The 18419-nt window shown below is 63.1% G+C and carries 22 protein-coding genes and 1 pseudogene; 9 read left to right on the forward strand and 14 right to left on the reverse strand.

The window, feature by feature from the left end:
• The first annotated feature begins 92 nt into the window (after positions 1–92).
• The gene (locus FJ941_RS09195; protein WP_140504931.1) at positions 93–989 is read left to right on the forward strand and encodes a helix-turn-helix transcriptional regulator; all 897 of its coding nucleotides are present in this window, start codon (positions 93–95) and stop codon (positions 987–989) included.
• A gap of 7 nt (positions 990–996) precedes the next feature.
• On the opposite strand, the gene FJ941_RS09200 is transcribed toward FJ941_RS09195, so the two are convergent.
• From FJ941_RS09200 to FJ941_RS09230, 7 genes are all read right to left on the reverse strand, one after another.
• Positions 997–1932 (reverse strand): ribose-phosphate pyrophosphokinase, encoded by a 936-nt coding sequence (locus tag FJ941_RS09200; protein ID WP_019860650.1) that lies wholly within the window; start codon positions 1930–1932, stop codon positions 997–999.
• Positions 1933–2169: 237 nt separating this feature from the next.
• Positions 2170–2799: a hypothetical protein gene (locus tag FJ941_RS09205; protein WP_140504933.1), complete on the reverse strand. Its 630-nt coding sequence runs from the start codon at positions 2797–2799 to the stop codon at positions 2170–2172.
• A 43-nt stretch (positions 2800–2842) separates the two neighbouring features.
• On the reverse strand, positions 2843–3994 hold the full coding sequence (locus tag FJ941_RS09210; RefSeq protein ID WP_140504935.1) for a Xaa-Pro peptidase family protein: 1152 nt from the start codon (positions 3992–3994) through the stop codon (positions 2843–2845).
• The gene (gene pgeF / locus FJ941_RS09215) at positions 3994–4788 is read right to left on the reverse strand and encodes a peptidoglycan editing factor PgeF (protein ID WP_140504937.1); all 795 of its coding nucleotides are present in this window, start codon (positions 4786–4788) and stop codon (positions 3994–3996) included. Before pgeF ends, FJ941_RS09210 begins: the two co-directional genes overlap by 1 nt.
• 102 nt (positions 4789–4890) lie before the next feature.
• Positions 4891–5979 carry a class I SAM-dependent methyltransferase gene (locus tag FJ941_RS09220; RefSeq protein WP_140504939.1) on the reverse strand — a complete coding sequence of 363 codons (1089 nt, stop codon included), beginning with the start codon at positions 5977–5979 and terminating at the stop codon, positions 4891–4893.
• The gene (lgt, locus tag FJ941_RS09225; RefSeq protein ID WP_140504940.1) at positions 5976–6836 is read right to left on the reverse strand and encodes a prolipoprotein diacylglyceryl transferase; all 861 of its coding nucleotides are present in this window, start codon (positions 6834–6836) and stop codon (positions 5976–5978) included. The genes FJ941_RS09220 and lgt overlap by 4 nt, the downstream gene beginning before the upstream one ends.
• Before the next feature lie 127 nt (positions 6837–6963).
• A complete protein-coding gene (locus tag FJ941_RS09230) occupies positions 6964–7206 on the reverse strand; it encodes a BrnA antitoxin family protein (RefSeq protein WP_027143349.1) in 243 nt (80 codons plus the stop codon).
• Positions 7207–7429: 223 nt separating this feature from the next.
• On the opposite strand from FJ941_RS09230, the gene FJ941_RS09235 reads away from it, so the two are divergent.
• From FJ941_RS09235 to FJ941_RS09255, 4 genes and pseudogenes are all read left to right on the forward strand, one after another.
• Complete coding sequence (locus tag FJ941_RS09235) at positions 7430–7732, forward strand: accessory factor UbiK family protein (RefSeq protein ID WP_027143348.1); 303 nt, start codon at positions 7430–7432, stop codon at positions 7730–7732.
• 319 nt (positions 7733–8051) lie between these two features.
• Positions 8052–8552 (forward strand): YbjN domain-containing protein, encoded by a 501-nt coding sequence (locus tag FJ941_RS09240; RefSeq protein ID WP_027143347.1) that lies wholly within the window; start codon positions 8052–8054, stop codon positions 8550–8552.
• Between the two features lie 16 nt (positions 8553–8568).
• Positions 8569–8928, forward strand: coding sequence for a tRNA-binding protein (locus tag FJ941_RS09245; RefSeq protein ID WP_140504942.1), 360 nt, complete (start codon positions 8569–8571; stop codon positions 8926–8928).
• Positions 8929–9152: 224 nt separating this feature from the next.
• Positions 9153–9307 (forward strand): annotated as a pseudogene (locus FJ941_RS09255) (integrase core domain-containing protein); the annotation flags it as partial.
• Between the two features lie 58 nt (positions 9308–9365).
• Here the strand turns inward: FJ941_RS09255 and FJ941_RS09260 are convergent.
• The 4 genes from FJ941_RS09260 to FJ941_RS09275 form a co-directional block, all read right to left on the reverse strand.
• Positions 9366–10388 (reverse strand): glycosyltransferase family 1 protein, encoded by a 1023-nt coding sequence (locus FJ941_RS09260; protein WP_140504944.1) that lies wholly within the window; start codon positions 10386–10388, stop codon positions 9366–9368.
• Positions 10389–10647: 259 nt separating this feature from the next.
• Positions 10648–12063, reverse strand: coding sequence for an ATP-binding protein (locus FJ941_RS09265; protein WP_140504945.1), 1416 nt, complete (start codon positions 12061–12063; stop codon positions 10648–10650).
• 146 nt (positions 12064–12209) lie between these two features.
• The gene (locus FJ941_RS09270) at positions 12210–12929 is read right to left on the reverse strand and encodes a response regulator transcription factor (RefSeq protein WP_140504947.1); all 720 of its coding nucleotides are present in this window, start codon (positions 12927–12929) and stop codon (positions 12210–12212) included.
• Positions 12916–13449, reverse strand: a complete 534-nt coding sequence (locus FJ941_RS09275; protein WP_181166050.1) for a MarR family transcriptional regulator — start codon at positions 13447–13449, stop codon at positions 12916–12918. Before FJ941_RS09275 ends, FJ941_RS09270 begins: the two co-directional genes overlap by 14 nt.
• Before the next feature lie 263 nt (positions 13450–13712).
• Between FJ941_RS09275 and FJ941_RS09280 the strand changes: the two genes are divergently transcribed.
• From FJ941_RS09280 to FJ941_RS09290, 3 genes are all read left to right on the forward strand, one after another.
• Positions 13713–14606 (forward strand): branched-chain amino acid aminotransferase, encoded by an 894-nt coding sequence (locus tag FJ941_RS09280; RefSeq protein WP_140504948.1) that lies wholly within the window; start codon positions 13713–13715, stop codon positions 14604–14606.
• Positions 14607–14753: 147 nt separating this feature from the next.
• Entirely contained in the window at positions 14754–15068 is a 315-nt protein-coding gene (locus tag FJ941_RS09285; RefSeq protein ID WP_140504950.1) for a hypothetical protein, read from the forward strand.
• A 136-nt stretch (positions 15069–15204) separates the two neighbouring features.
• Positions 15205–15843 (forward strand): MBL fold metallo-hydrolase, encoded by a 639-nt coding sequence (locus FJ941_RS09290; protein ID WP_140504951.1) that lies wholly within the window; start codon positions 15205–15207, stop codon positions 15841–15843.
• 198 nt (positions 15844–16041) lie between these two features.
• Here the strand turns inward: FJ941_RS09290 and FJ941_RS09295 are convergent, their stop codons facing one another.
• From FJ941_RS09295 to FJ941_RS09305, 3 genes are all read right to left on the reverse strand, one after another.
• Positions 16042–16476, reverse strand: a complete 435-nt coding sequence (locus FJ941_RS09295; RefSeq protein ID WP_140504953.1) for a BA14K family protein — start codon at positions 16474–16476, stop codon at positions 16042–16044.
• Between the two features lie 192 nt (positions 16477–16668).
• Positions 16669–16881, reverse strand: coding sequence for a cold-shock protein (locus tag FJ941_RS09300; protein WP_008877668.1), 213 nt, complete (start codon positions 16879–16881; stop codon positions 16669–16671).
• 318 nt (positions 16882–17199) lie between these two features.
• Positions 17200–17412: a cold-shock protein gene (locus FJ941_RS09305; RefSeq protein ID WP_006202520.1), complete on the reverse strand. Its 213-nt coding sequence runs from the start codon at positions 17410–17412 to the stop codon at positions 17200–17202.
• Between the two features lie 584 nt (positions 17413–17996).
• Here FJ941_RS09305 and FJ941_RS09310 point away from each other — a divergent pair.
• Positions 17997–18395 (forward strand): Kazal-type serine protease inhibitor domain-containing protein, encoded by a 399-nt coding sequence (locus FJ941_RS09310; protein WP_140504955.1) that lies wholly within the window; start codon positions 17997–17999, stop codon positions 18393–18395.
• Positions 18396–18419 lie beyond the last annotated feature (24 nt).

Here is an 18419-nt window from a genome sequence, read left to right on the forward strand (position 1 = left end):
GCGGGCGCTTCCCGCAGGCTGCCTTATAGTCCGGTTGCCAAGCGACTTCTTTCGTGGTTTGGTCCAAGAGTTTCGCAAGTGGGCCATACCGAATGCCAAAAACCAGGGAGATTTTCGGCGCCGGCCACGCCGATCTCGAGCAATTGCACGGGCTGCGCTGGCAGTGGCTCGAGCAGGCGGTCGGGCCGGCGGTGGTGTTGCCGACCGAATATCCGGACGGCTACCACGTGCCGCACCACCACCACAGCCGCAGCCAGTTGCTGCATGCGCTGGTCGGCGTCGTGCTGGTGACGACGCGGCATGGCCGGTGGATGGTGCCGCCGGACCATGCGATGTGGATCCCGGCCGGCATCGAACATTCCGTCGAGATGCTGGGCGATGTCTCGATGCGCTCGGTCTATGTCATGCCGCAGGCGATTCCGGGCCTGCCGGAGGGCATGCGCGTCGTCGGCATCACCGACCTGATGCACAGTCTGATCGTGGAATCCGAGAAACTGCCGCAAGGCGGCGAGCTTGAAGGGCGCGGCGGCCTGATCATGAACCTTCTCCTGCACGAGATCCCGCAATTGCCGGAGCGGCCGCTCGGCCTGCCGTTCCCGTCGGATCCCAAACTGGCGGCGCTCTGCCGGCGTTTCGTCGCCGCACCCTCACCGCATGCGACGATCGACGAATGGGCCGATACGGTCGGCATGAGCCGGCGCTCCTTCACGCGCGCCTTCCAGCGCCAGACCGGCCTGTCGCTGTCAACATGGCGCCAGCAGGCTTGCCTGTTCGCGGCGCTGCCGAGGCTCGCCGACGGCGAGCCGATCACCCGGGTGGCGCTCGATCTTGGCTATGACAGCGTGCCGGCCTTCATCACCATGTTCAAGCGCATGCTGGGTTCCTCGCCGCGCGGCTATATGCGCGGCGCGCGCGATGCCGGCGAAGGCATGCGGCGAGCTCGGGCCCGCTCAGAGGCACCGACGCCATCGGCCTTGCCGCAGGGGTGACGGGTTTTCAGTCGAACAGGCTCGACACCGATTCCTCGGTCGCCGTGCGCGAGATGGCTTCGCCCATCAGGTCGGCGATCGAGATGACGCGGATGTTGGGCGCGTCGAGCACGCCCTGCGTCGGCTGGATGGAATCGGTGATCACCAGTTCCTGCAGCTTCGAGCCGCTGATGCGAGCGACCGCGCCGCCCGACAGCACGCCGTGGGTGATGTAGGCGGTGACGCTGGTGGCGCCGTTGGCCAGCAGCGCGTCGGCGGCATTGCACAGCGTGCCGCCGGAATCGACGATGTCGTCGATCAAAAGGCAATCCTTGCCGGCGACCGCGCCGATGATGTTCATGACTTCCGATTCGCCCGGACGCTCACGGCGCTTGTCGACGATGGCGAGCTGCGCGTCGAAGCGCTTGGCAAGCGCGCGGGCACGCACCACGCCGCCAATATCGGGCGACACGACGACGACGTTGCCAAGCTGCTTGTATTTTGCCTTGACGTCGCGGGCCATCACCGGCACCGAGAACAGATTGTCGGTCGGGATGTCGAAGAAGCCCTGGATTTGGCCGGCATGGAGATCCAGCGTCAAAACCCGGTCGACGCCGGCGCGGGTGATCATGTTGGCGACCAGCTTGGCCGAGATCGGCGTGCGGCCGGAGGCGCGGCGGTCCTGCCTGGCATAGCCGAAATAGGGGATAACGGCCGTAATGCGCTTGGCCGAGGAGCGCATGAAGGCGTCGATCATGATGAGCAGTTCCATCAGGTGATCGTTGGTCGGGAACGAGGTCGACTGCAGGATGAAGACATCCTCGCCGCGCACATTCTCCTGGATTTCGACGAAGATTTCCTGGTCGGCGAAGCGCCTGACACTGGCCTTGCCCAGCGGGATGTTGAGATAGCGAGCGACCGCTTCGGCCAGCACCCTGTTGGAATTGCCCGCGAAGAGTTTCATGCACCGTTCCTGGTGGAGGACGGAGAGGCCTGGCGGACTCTCCTGCGCCTTTTAACCGGGCTTTTAGCGGCCCGCGCCGGTATTGCAAGCGTCGAGATCGTGAATCCGCCGGCTAAGCTCACGAAAACTGTTAGCCATCACCGACTGGCAGCGGAGAGCTGCGGACTTCCGCTGCTCCCTCTGCTCGTTCGAGCATCCGGATTTTCCCAAAACCGTTTTCTACTTTTGGGTTCTGGACTAGCTCGCCTTGCCACTGAGAAAGGCCGCGAACTGGTCGATGGTCTGGTCGGCGATCGCCTGCATGGTGGCTGGCGAGACCGACTTCCAGCTGTCGGCGCCGGCGCCGGAACCGGTCGAAGGCGCCTTCATCTGGCCGTTGATGCGGTGCAGCCGGTTGCCGGATAGGTCGTAGACGTCCCAGACATAGATGACGGTGGTGTCCTTGCCCTCCGTCATCGCCGAGAAGTAACCCTTGAGCACATGGGTGGCGGTCTGGTCCTGGCTGCCGGCCAGCGTGATGCCGCGCTGCCTGGCGCGTGTCTGCAGTTCCGCCGTCAGCGGCGTGGCGGTTTCCACCGAAGCGCCGACGATCGGCGCGATCTGCAGCCGGGTCTTCGACAGGATGGCGGCAGCCTGGGCGGAGGTGACGGGCGCGGCGGCGGGTGCGCCCGCTGTCGTGGTGGCCGTCGCGGCCGTAGATGGCGCCGGGGCGGGAACGGTGGCCGCCGAGCTGCCCTGCGTTGCCGGCTGCGTCGAAGCCGCCGGCGGGGTGATGGCGGAAGGCTCGAGGACGTCCTTTGCGTTGGTGCAGGCAGCCAAAGCCAATGCCACAAGCAATGACACGGTCGTCACATGCGATCGTCTCATTTGCCTTCTAACTCCTTGGCGAAGAACGCCTCCCATTATGGATTCACTGCACGATCAAGTCGAGATCATGGCGGGACAGCGGCTTCGGCTGGGATTCGGTGGTCAGGTACGTGCGGCCAAGCGTCATCGCCGTCTCGGTCTCGGAATCCATGATGATCATATGGGCAAACAACGTCATGTTCGGCGCGATCGGTTCGGGATTACCCTGGTAAAACATCGGCATATCCATCCAGGACGGCGTGAAGCGGGCCCCGACCGAATAGCCGCAGGCGTTCAGCCGGTGCTTGGTCAGGCCGTGCGCTTCCATGGTGCGGGCGTGGGCGTCGAACACGTCGCCGAAGGTGTTTGCGGGCGTCATCGCCTTTTCGACGGCCAGAAGGGCGGCGCGTGCCGCATCAAACAGCTCCTGATGGCGCTTGGAGACCTTTCCGGTCAGCACCGTGCGCATCATCGGCGCGTGGTAGTGATGGAAGACCCCTGCCCATTCGAGCGTCAGCTGGTCATTCTTGGTGAGCTTGCGGCGGCCGGCCTTGTAGCGGCACAGCAGCGCATCGACGCCGGAGCCGATGATGAACTCGTTGGCCGGATAGTCGCCGCCACCGGCGAAGATCGCGCCCTGCATGGCGGCGAGGATCAAGGCCTCGTCGCCGCCCTGCTTGATCAGCGGCAGCGCCGCGTCCAGCGCGTCGTCGGACAGATTGGCGGCCTTCTCCGCCTTGGCGACCTCGGCCGGGCTCTTGAACAGGCGCAACCGCCCGACGATGCCGGAGGCATCGGCGATCTGGCCGAAGGTCTGCAACTGCTCGTCCAGGCGGCGGCCATTATAGGCGGTCAGACCGTGAGTGTCGTATTCGACGCCGATCCGGGCGCCGAGCAGGTCGAGTTCGTTGAGCAGGTTGCGCAGGTCGACGGCCGGATTGGCGCCGTCGCGATCGGTCCACAGCACGATGTTGTCGATGATCGAGGTCTGGCGCGCCTGGCGCAGGTCGGCCGAACGGGTCAGAAGCACCATGGAACCGTCGGCCTTCACCACCAGGCACTGGAAGAAGCAGAAGCCGAACGTGTCGTAGCCGGTCAGCCAGTACATGCTTTCCTGCGCGAACAGCAGGATGGCGTCGAGCTTCTTCTCGGCCATCTCGATCATCAGCCGGTCGCGCCGCGCGTCGAATTCCGATCGTTCAAAATGCAGCGCCATTATACCTTCTCCAAAACAATTGCCGAAACCTGCCGGCCATAATCGGGTTCCCTACGGTGCGTGGTGCGCCGGTAGGAGTAAAACAGATCTTCCTCGGCATAGGTGCAGCGGCCAAGGCCTTCGGCCGTAACGCCGGCCTTGGCCAGCCGGTCGATCGTATAGCCGTTGAGGTCGAACATCGAATGGCCGGCATGTGCCGAAGGCACGAAATATCGCGCATTTTCACTGTCGGCATCGACGAAGCGGGCGACGAATTCCGGCCCCACTTCGTAATTGTCGGGGCTGATCGAAGGGCCAAGCACGGCAACGATTTTTTCGCGACGGGCGCCGAGGCTCTCCATGGCGGCAACGGTGTTTTCGAGCACGCCCGTGAAAGCGCCTTTCCACCCGGCATGCGCCGCGCCGATGATGCGCGCGCCGGCATCCGCGAACAGAACCGGGCCGCAATCGGCGGTCGAGGCGCCGATGGCGATGCCCGGCCGGTCGGTGACGATGGCATCGGCCTTGGGACGCTCGCCGGCGAAGGGTTCCCTGGCGATGACGACGTCGGGTGAATGGGCCTGCCAGGCGGTCAGCAGATGGCTTGCGGGCACGCCCATCCAGGCGGCGACACGGGCCCGGTTCTCGGCGACCAGCGCCTGGTCGTCATCCGACCCAGTGCCGATGTTGAGGCCCCGGTAGATGCCCGTGGAGACGCCGCCGATGCGGGTGAAGTAGCCGTGGCGGATGCCTTGTGCCTGCGCCTGGTCCAGCAGCGGCGACCGAACGGGATCCGGTTTGGTCTGATTCAGCATGCGGGCGTTGTTGTCCGTGTGGGCGGTTTCGTCAAGGAAAAGCGGCCGGCGGTCCGGCCGTCTTTTACCGGACGGGAGATTGGGAGGGGTAGCGACGAAAAGTCAATCCGCCGTGGCGAAGGACCTGACGGCGACGCCGCGCGGAACGACGGCTAGGACCTTGAAGAGTTCGCCCATGGCTCGCGGGCCGGCGAGGCGCTCGACGGCATCTGATATCTTGTCGCGTGCTGCCTGGCCGGCATCGGCGCCCAACTGGCCGGCACGCTCCAGAATGCCCATGCCGAGCAGGAAATTGCCCTGCGTCGACAGGTAGGCGTCGAGACCGTACGCGCGCACGGTCGCTGCAAGGGCGGCGAAATCGACATGGGAGGTAAGGTCGGCTTCGCCGGGATTGGCCAGCACATCTTCGTGATTGTGCCGGCGCAAGGCCTGCAGCGTGTCGCCGACCCCGGGCCGCAGATGGCCGTAGTCGAGGAACAGCCCGGCGCCGCCATGAGCGGCTATGCGCTCGGCGATGGCCGCCATCAGGGCGGTGCGGGCGGGCGCGATTTCGACGATCGCGCCTTGCGGCGCGTCGGCTGCATCCCCGGGCAGCAGCGTCGGGTCGACCGAGCCGACGCCCGCGAAGAAGCAAAGATTGTCCGCGTCGTCCAGGCCGACCATGCGCTCGCGCCACTCGGCGCCGGCGCGGACGAACTGGCGGATGGGCATGGCATCGAACAGTTCGTTGCCGACGATCAGCAGTGGTTGCCGCGGCAGCGTGTCGATGGTTTCGTGCCATGAAACAGCGAATGGTGTCGCGCCGAGCGTCTGTTTCTGGATTTCCGTCAGGCGCGGGCTGGTCTCGATCATGGCGAAGGCGGCGCCACTGGCCAAGGCGGGGTCGAGCCGCGACAAGGTGCGCAGCATGTCCTTCATCAGCGTGCCGCGGCCAGGGCCGATCTCGGCGACGGTGACCGGCATCGGCCGGCCGATCGCTGCCCAAGCCTGATAGAGCCAGACGGCGACGAGTTCGCCGAACATCTGGCTGATTTCCGGTGCGGTGATGAAGTCGCCGGCCGCGCCGAACGGTTCGCGTGTGGTGTAGTAGCCGTCGCGCGGATCGAACAGGCACAGCGCCATGTATTCGTTGATGGGCATCGGACCCACCGCCTCGATCAGGTCGACGATACGGGATTTCAGTCGCGTCATGTCGCCTGCGGCTGCACTTGCTTCACCGGCTTGGCTGTGGCCATCGCCCAGATGCCTGCCAGCACCATCGGCGTCGACAGGATCATGCCCATGGTCAGCCAGTTTGTGCGGAGAAGATAGCCGAGCTGCTGGTCGGGCTCGCGGAAGAACTCGACGAAAATTCGTGACAGGCCGTAGCCGCAGATGAAAGCGCCGCCGACAAAGCGCGGCGTCTTCAGCTTGAGGCGCGAGTGGGTGAGGATGCGCAGCACCACAAACAGCACCAGCCCTTCGAGCAAGGCCTCGTAGAGCTGGCTCGGATGGCGGGTGAACGGTCCGCCATTGGGGAATTCGATCGCCCAGGGCACGTCGGTCGGCCGTCCCCAGAGCTCGGAGTTGATGAAGTTGGCGACGCGCACGAGGCCGAGGCCGACCGGCACGCCGGCCGCCACGACATCGAACAGCGACCAGGTGCGGATGCCGCGCTTAAAGGAAAACAGCGTCATGGCCAGGATGACGCCGAGCAGGCCGCCATGGAAGGACATGCCGCCTTGCCAGACGGCGAAGATATCGAGAGGATGGGCGATATAGCGCGCCAGGTCATAGAACAGGACATAGCCGGTGCGGCCGCCCAGAACCACGCCGACGGCCGCCCAGACGATGAAATCGTCGAGGTCCTCCAGCTTCATCGGCAGGACGCCGTCGGGCCAGAGTTTCGGATTTGCGGCGAGCCGCTTGGCATACCACCAGGCAAACAGGATGCCGACGATGTAACCGATGCCGTACCAGTGCACCGCCAGCGGCCCGATCTGGATGAGGATCGGGTTGATGTTCGGGAAAGGCAGTGAAGCCAGCGGCAGCAGGAAATACTCGTTCAACGGGGAGCTCTCGGTTGCGATCGGCGCGGACCATGCGGCAGGGTTTTGGCAGGGTCAAGGCAAGGGCACGGCCGTCCATGGCTCGTGAACGGGATCGCTTCAAGATCCGTCGCGCGGATGGATGTCCTCAACCCCTGGGCTTGCCGGCCACCACTTCACGCAAGGCGTCGTTGATCCTGTCCTGCCAGCCTGGGCCATCTTCCTGGAAATGCTCGAGCACGGCCCGGTCGATCCTGATCGAGACAAGCTCGCGGACATTCGGGGCGGTGGAGGGTTCGCGAGGCGGGGCCGGTGCCGGCTTCTTCACCGGCTTGAAGACAGCTTCGGCGGCTTCCATCGGATTTGTCGGTCTGCGCGGGGGCGTTGCCATTGGTTATCCCGGGTTGAACGTGCCTGAAGGGAGACGAGGGCGTCATAATAGGCGACTTGCCACCACCAAGTACAGCTTCGGAGCCGTTCAGGAGCCTTCCGCAGGACGCGGCAGTCGCCATGCGGTTGTGCGCCATAGCAACGCAGATGCCGCATCAGCTTCCAACGTTCTTGCATTCCTCGCGCCACGTCACTAATTCAAATCATGCAAGCGAGGATCTGCCATGTCGACCGGACCGAACCGCATTCTCGATGAATTCGCCAAGTTGATGACCGATGCCGCCGGTGCCGCTCAAGGTGTGCGGCGCGAGGTGGAGACGGCCTTCAAGGGCCAAGCGGAACGCATCCTCAACTCCATGGATGTCGTGCAGCGCGAGGAGTTCGAGGCCGCGCGCGAGATGGCGGCCAAGGCGAGAGAAGAGAACGGCAGGCTCGCCGAGCGCATCGAGACGCTCGAGGCCAGGATCGCCGAACTGACCGGTCAGGCTACACCTGCGGCTCCGGCGAAGCCCAAGCCGAAAAAATAATTCGTTAAACTTTTCCACAAAGCACCAGCCTGAAAATCGCTTTGCCGTGAATCGCTTACCGGCATTGCGTGACTCTTTGTGACAGGCACCTTTCCACATGCGAATGACGCAGTGCGAAAAATTGGGCTGTTCACGCGACTCCCGATCAATAGACTGAATTTGTTGCATGATTCGGAGCAGGGGTCATGCGCCGGGCGGTGGGGTCCGGTCTGGGGTCTTTGCGTTGAGAAGTCCCGGCCGTCCGAGTTCTAGACAAGATTGTTCGTCGTGTGTGCCCCGCGGAGCGTGTGGCGCTCCCCCTGAACACAGGAAGCATTCCATGGAACTTCTCGAACTCGAATTTTCCCGCGAAATCCATCCGGTGGATGTGATCGAGCAGGTGGCCCACAACAATGACTGGTCCTTCGAACGGGCCGGCGACGACGAAATCTCGATCTCGGTTGCCGGCAGCTGGACCGACTATCACGTCTCCTTCTCGTGGATGGAGGATTTCGAGGCGCTGCACCTGGCCTGCGCCTTCGACATCAAGGTGCCGGAAACCCGCACGCTGGAAGTGATGCGGCTGTTGTCGCTGATCAACGAACAGATGCTGTTCGGCCATTTCGACCTGTGGGAGCAGGAAGGCGCGATCATGTTCCGCCAGTCGCTGCTCCTGGCCGGCGGGGTCGAACCATCGAGCCAGCAGGTCGAAGTGCTTTTGTCCTCGGCGCTGGAAGCCTGCGAGTGTTACTTCCAGGCTTTCCAGTTCGTCGTCTGGTCGGGAACCTCGGCCAAGGACGCGCTGGCCGGCGTGCTGTTCGAGACTTTCGGCAACGCCTGAGCAAGAAGCGTTCGACATGAGTTCCAGCAACGAGCGCAAGCCCGAGATCAGTTTTGCCGACTTCGATCGTGTCGACATCCGCGCCGGCACGATCGTCGAGGCTGAACCGTTTCCGGAGGCGCGCAAGCCGGCCTTCAAGCTGAAGATCGATTTCGGCGCCGAGATCGGCATCAAGAAGTCGTCGGCGCAGATCACCAAATATTATACGCCCGAGACTTTGATCGGCCGGCAGGTGTTAGCGGTGGTCAATTTCCCGCCGCGCCAGATCGGCCCGTTCATGTCGGAAGTGCTGACGCTCGGTTTCCCCGATGAAGAGGGCGCAGTCGTGTTGGGCGCCATCGAACGCAAGGTGCCGGACGGCGGGCGGCTATTCTGAAATAGCGGGCAGGAAGCCCCGGCAGACGCCATCACGGCGTCGCGGCCGATTGAATTGACGCGATAGCTGGAGGCCGAAACGCGCCGAGAATGGTTCCGACCGTTGCGGCTGAGAGCACAAGATGCAGGACGTCGGACGGCCACGCCAGTCCAAAATGCATCAGCACAAGGTTCAGGAAGGAAGGCGATGCCGCATCCGCCGGAATCAGGAGCAAACCTCCGACTCTGCGCGAATGGGCTTATGCTCGATCCTACAACACTTCTCATGAACGCACCGCAGACTGCCACGATGGCTTCATCGCTACAATTGGCACCGGCCACACGGCAGCTTAAAATCAAGACCACCTATCAGCCGCCTCGGGCTAACCAAGGACAACCTGTTTGAGGCTCCACACCTAGCTAAAGCTCGCCGGCGGCGGCTCGGCTGTGTCGACCCTGTCAGGCCGCGATCGTGCGCTTCACGCCGAGCGCTTCCTCGACCGCGTCGAGAAACATTTCCGCGCTGGCCTTCCAGCTGTAGCGCATGGCGCGCTCGCGGGCTTGGTCGCGGCTGATGTCGAGCGCGGCAAGTGCCGCCTCGCGCAGGTCGTTCGAAACCGCGCCGCCAAAGCCGTCGCCAACGATGTCGATAGGCCCGGTCACCGGATAGGCGGCGACCGGCGTGCCGCTGGCCAGCGCCTCGATGATGACGTTGCCGAAGGTGTCGGTGCGGCTAGGGAAGACGAAGACATCGGCCGAGGCGTAGACTTCGGCCAGTTCGTCATTGGGACGATGGCCGAGAAAATGCGCCTGGGGATATTTGGCCTTGAGCTTGGCAAGCTCCGGACCTTCGCCGACGATCACCTTGCTGCCCGGCAGGTCGAGATCGAGGAAGGCGGAGAGGTTCTTTTCAATGGCGACGCGGCCGACGCACAGGAAAACCGGGCCGGGGAAGCCGAGGTCCTTGCGCTTGTCGGGCCGGAAATGCTCGGTGTCGACGCCGCGCGTCCAGGGCCTGAGCTTGTTGAAGCCGCGCGCCGTGAGATCGTCGGCGAGCGACTGGGTGGCGACAAGCGTGCCCTGGCCCGAATTGTGGAAATCGCGCAGCCAGCGATAGGTCCAGCTCTCGGGCACCGGCAGGCGGGCGCTGAGATACTCGGGAAAGCGGGTGTGATAGCTGGTGGTGAACGGCCGGCGGGCATTGCGGCAATAGCGCCGCGCCATGATGCCCAGCGGTCCCTCGGTGACGATGTGGATGTGGTCGGCCTTGTAGCCATCTATCAGGCGCGCGACATGACCGGGCGTGGTCAGCGCCAGGCGGATGTCGGGGTAGGTCGGCAAGGGCAGGGTGCGAAAGATGTTCGGGGTCAGGAATTCGACCGCGGCGTCGAAGGATTTCAGGGTCTCGGTTAGCCGCTCCAGCGTGTGGACGACGCCGTTGACTTGCGGGCGCCAGGCGTCGGTGACCATCAATATGCGCATGGCGGCCCTTTGCTCCGGAGGTCGGCGGTTGCCTTGAAACGATGCCGGAACGGCGACCATGCGGCCGTCCTCGCTTCGCTCCAGCGCACCCTGACGGGCACGAGGTCGAAGTGAGGCGGCAAGGACGAATCAAGTGCGGTCGCGCGCTTCATGCGCACTCTTGACCATGGTTTCATGACGGGCGGATGAAGCAGACGGTGATCCCGAAAAGTCGAAACCGGTTTTCAGGCAAGATCTTGCCCGGATAGTCAAATAGAAATCAGGCCGGAACCTTGATCACGACGCGCAGGCCGCCCATCGGACTGTCGTCGAGCGTGATGTCGCCGCCATGGCTGCGGGCGATGTCACGGGCGATCGACAGGCCGAGCCCGGTGCCGCTGGCGTCAAGGTTACGGGCCGCGTCGAGCCGCACGAAGGGCTTGAACACGTCTTCGCGCCTGTCGGCCGGAATACCTGGCCCATCGTCGTCGATGGTGACCAGAAGCGAGCCGCGGCCATGGTTGGCGGCGACCTCCACGGTGCGGGCATAGCGGAAGGCATTGCCGATGATATTGGACAGCAGCCGCGCGAAGGCGTTCGGCCGCACATGCACGGTCGGATCGCCGGAAAGCGTCGTCGACAGTCTGCATTTGCGCAAGTTCGCTTCTTCGCCGAGCTTCTGGAAATAGGCTTCGAGATCGAAACGTCCCGGATCCTCCGACGCCTCGCCCTTGGCAAAGGCGAGATAGCCTTCCAGCATCGACTGCATGTCTTCGATGTCCTGGTCCAGCGCCGCCTTGGTCTCGGCCTTGCCGCCGGCCAGCGCCAGCTGCAGCTTGAAGCGGGTGAGGATGGTCCTGAGATCATGGCTGACACCGGTCAGCATGGCCGTGCGCTGCTCGATCTGACGCTCGATGCGCTCGCGCATCTGGATGAAGGCAAAGCCGGCGCGGCGCACCTCCTCGGCCCCGCGCGGGCGGAAATCGCGCGGCATCGGCCGGCCCTTGCCGAAGCTTTCGGCCGCCTCGGCAAGCGCCAGGATCGGCCGGATCTGGTTGCGCAGGAAGGGGATGGCGATCATCAGCAGCACCAGCGAGGTGCCGACCATCCAGATCAGGAAAATGTGGGTGTTGGAGGCATAGGCCTGGCTGCGGCGCACGAAGACGCGCAGCACCTTGTTCTCAAGCTGGACGCGCACCTCGACGATGTTGGAATTCCCGACCGTGTCGATCCAGAAGGGCCGGTTGATCTGGCGGGTGATTTCGGCGGAGAGAACATCGTCGAGGATCGAGAAGAACGGTTTTGGACCGGGCGGCGGCAGCGGATCGGGCGGCAGGAGGTCGACCTTCAGCTGCATGCGGTCCTGCGCGATGCGGATGATGTTGGCGTAGTCGCCGTCGTGCGGGTAGGTTTCGATCAGGTCGATGATGGCGGCGATGTCGCGCACGGTGGCCTGCGACAGGCGTTGCGTCACGGTTGCCCAGTGACGTTCCATGAAATCGAAGGCGACGACCGACTGCAAAAGGATCATCGGCGCGATGACGATGATCAGCGAGCGCGCATAGAGGCGCTTGGGCATGTAAAGCGAAACGAGGCGCCAGAACCGGTTCCAGCTGCGCGGCACCGCCTTGAGCGTCCGCGCGGCGCGTGCGCTCAAGCCGTCATTGTCCGGCTGTTCCAGTTCCGTGGTCGCCATTGGCTCTTTTCATCCGTCGGCGGTATTAGATCAGCATGACGTTTGGCTGAATCGTCATCCTGATCTAACTCTTTGTTGAAGCATAATCTTTTCCGAAAACCGGTTCCCACTTTTCGGGATCATGCTCTTGGGCTGCGGCCGGTATTCTATTCCACGCTGAGCCGATACCCAATACCGCGCACGGTCTGCAGCCAGACCGGGTTGGACGGATCGCGCTCGATCTTGCGGCGCAGCCGGTTGATCTGGACGTCGATGGTGCGCTCGCCGACTTCCGAATCGTCGCCGACCAGCTCGTGGCGAGGGATGGTTTCGCCGGCGCGCGCGGCGAAGATCGCCAGGATCTCCTGTTCACGGTCGGTCAGCTTCAGCGCCTCGCCGCCGCGCTTCAGTTCGCGCCTGGCGATCTGGAAGGTGTAGGGACCGAACACCAACTGTTCGACCTTGGGCGTCGCCGCCGGGCCGCCCCGGCGCAGGATGTTGTTGATGCGCAGGATCAGCTCGCGCGGATCGAAGGGTTTTGGCAGGTAGTCGTCGGCGCCGGCCTCGAGGCCCGAGATGCGGCTGTCGGTCTCCGACAAGGCGGTCAGCATCAGGATCGGCACGTTCTTCTCGGCGCGCAGCGCCTTGGTGAGATCGACGCCGCTTTCGCCCGGCATCATGACATCGAGCACAAGCAGGTCGAAGTCGAGGCCGGCGAGCTTGCGGCGGGCCTCGTCGGCATTGCCGGCGACGGTGACGCGGAAGCCGTTTTCGGTCAGATATTGCTTGAGAAGATTGCGGATACGGGTGTCGTCGTCGACCACGAGCAGATGCGGCGCATCGTCGTCCGGTGCGGCCGCCTGGTCGATCCTCTCAGTGCTCTCCATGGCTTTTCCCTGACATTTTTGCGGACCCAACGTCGATCTGAGCTCTCAGTTCCGGATTGACCATCGCTTCGAGGAAGCGTTCCACCAAGGTCCGTTCGGCGGCACCGCAATCTTCCAATGCAGCACGGATGCGGCGCGACTGTGGCCGCGCCAGCGCCAGCGCCAGCGCACGGCCCTTGGCCGTCGGATAGAGTTCACGCTGGCGGCGGTCGCGCGGGCCCTGCAACTGCACGACGTGATCGGTGTCGATCAATTGTTTGAGCACACGCGCCAGGCTCTGCTTGGTTATCTTCAGCACATCGAGCAGTTCGGCGACGGTCAGGCCCGGCCGGCGGTTGACGAAATGCAGCACGCGGTGGTGGGCGCGGCCGAAGCCGTAATCAGCCAGGATCTGGTCGGGATCGGAAGTGAAGTCCCGATAGGCGAAGAAGAAGAGTTCGATGATGGCGAAGTCGATGCCGTCCTCGCTGGTGATCGCGGTCCTGATCGGTTTTCCGGCAGGTGGGCTTTTATCCGTCATCATTTCTCCATCGGAACGGGAGATTATGTCAGTACTATTGACGTAATTTCCCTGCAATGGTAATTTTTGACAAGCTTTTGGGCGGATTGCGAACGAAAAGGCAAGGCAGGCCGGTTTTTCCGGAACTTCCTGAGTTTGCCAGAGCGCGATTATCCGCCTACGCTTCGAGACACCGGCCGGCGTCGCCAATCGCAATAGCGCGGCCAAAAAAAGAACACGCAACGATACTGAGATATGCGGACGGAGGTCCGCGGGAGGTTACCATGGCATCCGTTCCCTTCGATCAACTGGACGGCTTCATCTGGATGAATGGCGAGTTCGTTCCGTGGGGAGACGCCAAGATCCACGTTCTGACCCACGGCCTGCATTACGCCAGCGCGGTCTTCGAGGGCGAGCGTGCCTATGGCGGCGAGATCTTCAAGCTCAACGAGCATACGGAGCGCCTGCATGAATCGGCGCGCCTGCTCGGCTTCAAGATTCCCTATTCGGTGGCCGAGCTCAACGACGCCTCGACCACGCTCCTGAAGAAGCAGGGCTTCCAGGACGCCTACGTCAGGCCGATCGCCTGGCGCGGCAGCGAGCAGATGGGCGTTTCGGCGCAGAACAACCGCATCAATGTCGCTATCGCCATCTGGCAGTGGCCGAGCTATTTCGACCCGGCGCAGAAGCTGAAGGGCATCCGTCTCGATGTGGCGGAATGGCGCCGGCCCGACCCGCGCACGGCGCCGTCGCGGTCGAAGGCTGCCGGCCTTTACATGATCTGCACCATGTCCAAGCATGCCGCGGAGGCCAAGGGCTATGCCGACGCCATGATGCTCGACTGGCGGGGCCAGGTCGCGGAAGCGACCGGCGCCAACATCTTCTTCGTCAAGGACGGCGAGATCCACACGCCCAAGCCCGACTGCTTCCTCGACGGCATCACCCGTCGCACGGTCATTGGCCTGGCCAGGGATCGCGGCCTGGAGATCATCGAACGCGCCATCCTGCCGGAAGAACTGGAAGGGTTCGAGCAGTGCTTCCTGACCGGAACGGCAGCGGAAGTAACCCCGGTTTCGGAGATCGGCCCTTACCGATTCGAAGTCGGCGAGATCGCCAAGAATCTCATGAACGACTATTCTATCGCCGTTCAACCCAAGCATGCCATCGCCGCAGAATAACGATAGTCACAGCTTTTCGGGCAAGCAGGGGCGGTTTTCGGGCCGCCCCTTTTATTTCAGCGTTTGTGCATTTGACTTTCATCGAATTCGGCGTCTCTCATGATGCTGTCGGCCCGGGAGGCTGGCAGCTATGGAGGGACTAATCATATGGACATGAACACGCTTCTTCCGATCATCATTCAGATCATTGCAGGCATTATCGGTGGTCAGGCGGTCGGGGCGGCGATCAAGACGGCGGCGATGGGTCAGCTTCCCAAAATCCTGGGCGGAGCCATCGGTGGTGTCGGCGGCGCGGCGATCCTCGGCAGCCTGCTCGGCCACGGCGTCGATCCGGCGGCGGCCGCGGCGGCGACCGGCGGCCTGGGCAGCGCGCTCAACCTGCAGAACATCGTCGGTGGCGCCGGCGGCGGCGCGATCCTGACCGGCATTCTGGGCGCGGTCATGGGCGCCATGAAGAAATAAGCCTGCCAATCTCGGGCTGGCAAATGGGCGGCTTCGGCCGCCCATTTCTTTTTGGACACGCACTGTTTGACCTTCCTGCTGTGGACGGTTTTGACCGATGTCTCTACATGATCGCTGACACAGCGAAAGGACGATCATGGGTCAGCTCAATGCCGGCATCGTGCCGGTCACACCGTTCCAGCAGAACTGCACCATCCTGTTCGACATGGATGACAAGCACGGCGTGGTGGTCGATCCCGGCGGCGACATCGACAAGGTGCTAGGGGTGTTGAAGGACAATGCGATCACGGCCGAGGCGATCTGGATCACGCACGGCCATATCGACCATGCCGGCGGCGCCATGGAGTTGAAGGAAGCACTCGGCATCGAGATCATCGGCCCGCATGAGGCCGATAAGATGCTGCTCGACAATCTGGAGAACCAGGGCAGGCGCTACGGTATCGGCGGTGTGCGCAATTGCGTGCCCGATCGGTTTCTTACAGAAGGCGAGACGGTGTCATTTGGCGGCCATGTGTTCGAGGTGCTGCATTGCCCCGGCCATGCGCCTGGCCATGTCGTCTACTACAACCGCGCCGGCAAATTCGCCCATGTCGGCGACGTCCTGTTTCGCGGCTCGGTCGGCCGCACCGACCTGCCGGGCGGCGATCACGCGGCACTCATCGCCTCGATCAAGAACAAGCTGTTGCCGCTTGGCGACGACATCGGCTTCATTTGCGGTCACGGTCCCGGCGGGCGCTTCGGCGAGGAACGGCGGACCAATCCGTTTTTGACCTGAATGAGATCTGGACCGGCTCCGGGTTCGAAAGCCTACAGCATGTCGCGGCGAATAGGATTGCCGACCTGCTGTAAACTTCTGATTATGCATGTCGTTATCCCGGAACCGAGGACACTTCCGGGCGACATGCATTAGCAAGCCGATAGCAAAAAGCGCCGGCCTTGCGGTCAGCGCTTTTTTGTTTGGGGCAGGGAAGCCTCAGTTGGCGGTGCAGAAATGCTGTTCGCCGTCACTGCCGGTGAAGGTGCCGGTCCGGGAATTGAAGCTGCGGTAGCGGTCCGAGCAGTACTCGTACCAGCCGCGCGTCCACGGTTCGGCATAGCGGTGGGCATAGACCACCTGCGGTTCCACGTAGTAGCGGCGCACCGGGGCCGGGCGTATCCGCACGTCACGATCGTAATAGCCGTCATCGTAATAACGGTCGGAATCGGGCGGCGGCCGGTCATTGGCCAACGCGCCACCGATCAGCGCGCCGGCGGCAAGGCCGAGAACGCCGGCCGCGACAGCATCGCCATGGCCATGGCCGTGATGGTGCCAACGGCGCCAGTCATCGGCATTGGCCGCCGAAAAGGTCCCCAGCGTGGTGGCGACCACGGCGGCGGACAGTACGGCTGTCTTGAAAATTCGGTTCATCTTGGTCTCCTTCGTGCCGGGCCGTGCAGTTTTGCAGGGGATGCGGTCCGGCTTTACGAATGATTAATATGGGACCGTGGCTGAACGGGGGCTGAACGAAAATTTGACCGCACGCCTTGTTTCTCGACATCAAACCCGCGCCTACGGGGCGCTGACCAGACCTGCCGGAGCCGGCGTCGGTGCGAAGCCGGCTCAGCCGACCGACAGGTTGACGGCCTTGGGTCCCTTGCCGCGCTTGTCCGGCTCGGTGTCGAATGTCACTTTCTGCCCATCTTCGAGACCGGGAAGACCCGACGCCTGCACGGCCGAAATATGGACGAAGACATCCTTCGCGCCATCATCCGGTGTGATGAAGCCGAAGCCTTTGGCATGGTTGAAGAATTTGACGGTGCCGGTCTGCGGCATGGGAAGCTCCTTTGATCCCATAAACTCCAGTCTCGGGCCGGCAAATGCCCGAATGGAAATTTGTCCTTTATTTTAGCGCCATCGGCAAGTGAAAGTTTTCCGGGCACTTAAAGCACGTCGTGCTTTAAGTGCTTGTTATGACGCGTGTCATTGGCCCGGACCGGATGAACTTCCAGATGACATGCGTTTATGCTGCGCCACGGACATGAAAAAGGCGCGACGAAAACCGCCGCGCCTTTCAAAAATCTGTCTGCCTGGCCCAGGTGCTGATCAAGCTGCTCGATCGCGCATCCGCCTGGGATGTGCGGCGCCGATCGCTCAGGCTGCGCGCAGGTTGACCGCCTTCGGGCCCTTGCCCATGCGGTCCGGCTCGACGTCGAAGGTGACCTTCTGGCCGTCGACCAGCGTGCGTAGGCCCGAGGCCTCGATCGCTGAAATGTGGACGAACACGTCCTTGGCGCCGCCGTCGGGCGTGATGAAACCGAAGCCTTTGGTCGCATTGAAGAATTTAACGGTGCCGGTCTGGGCCATTGGGGAAACTCCTTCACCCGTTCAGTCTTGGTGGTCCTGCCCGCCACCTGGCGTCGAGGGCAGTTCCCGGTGGTTGCTTCGGCAGTCATGCATTGGCGCATGGTCAAAACCCCCCGCCGAAAAACGGGGCCGTCAGAGATTCACAGTATCGGGGAAAGGTCGTCCAAAACGTTCCGCTCTCCGGGTCGCAAATGCCCGAACACAGAATTTATCGCACGGAAACGTGAACGTTGCAAGATAGCGCCGCGGGCCGCCGCCACGAGCGCATCCGACGCAAAAAAATCGACCGATCAGGGCGTCGACCGGCTGCAAATAGGCTTCGTTGCCCGAGGGGTCATCGGCCCACGGCCGTGGTCATATATAGGCCACAAGTGATGATTGCCGGCAACGCGCGGCGAGGCCCTCACTGATCCCGGTCATTTCCCGACAGAGGCCGCGAACGGGGTTCCAATTGGCAATGGAATAGCGAGGATCATGCCATAGGCGACTGATTTAAATCTTGTTTTGATCGATATCATTGTCAGCGAACCGCCAAGCAGTCTTGGGCGGTATGGACCGAGACGGAGATCGAGGGAGAGACGATCATGAGGTTTCTTGCGGCAATCTTCTCACGGCAGGGTTTTACCATCCTGTTCCTATCGGCAATTCTCGCCGCCTGTACGGTCGTCGTCGATGAAGGACCGGGGCCGCGCCCGCCGCGCCCTGATCCGCAATTCTGCACCAAGCAGTACGAGCCGGTCTGCGCCCGGCGCGGCGCAGATCGCCAGACCTTCGCCAATGCCTGCCTTGCCGATCGGGCGGGTTACCGCATCGTGCGCGACAGCCCCTGCCGCGACGGCGGTGGTGGTGGCGGCGAGCAGACGTTCTGCACCCGCGAATACGCGCCGGTGTGCGCCCGCCGGCATGGCGAGATGCGCACCTTCCCCAACGCCTGCGAGGCCCGTGCCTCGGACTACCACATTGTCGGCAACGGGCCGTGCTGAGATTCTGCCCTCCCGCAAGAAGGG

Origin of the sequence: Mesorhizobium sp. B2-3-13 (genome assembly GCF_006442195.1) — a bacterium.
GTDB classification, from domain to species: Bacteria; Pseudomonadota; Alphaproteobacteria; order Rhizobiales; family Rhizobiaceae; genus Mesorhizobium; species Mesorhizobium salmacidum.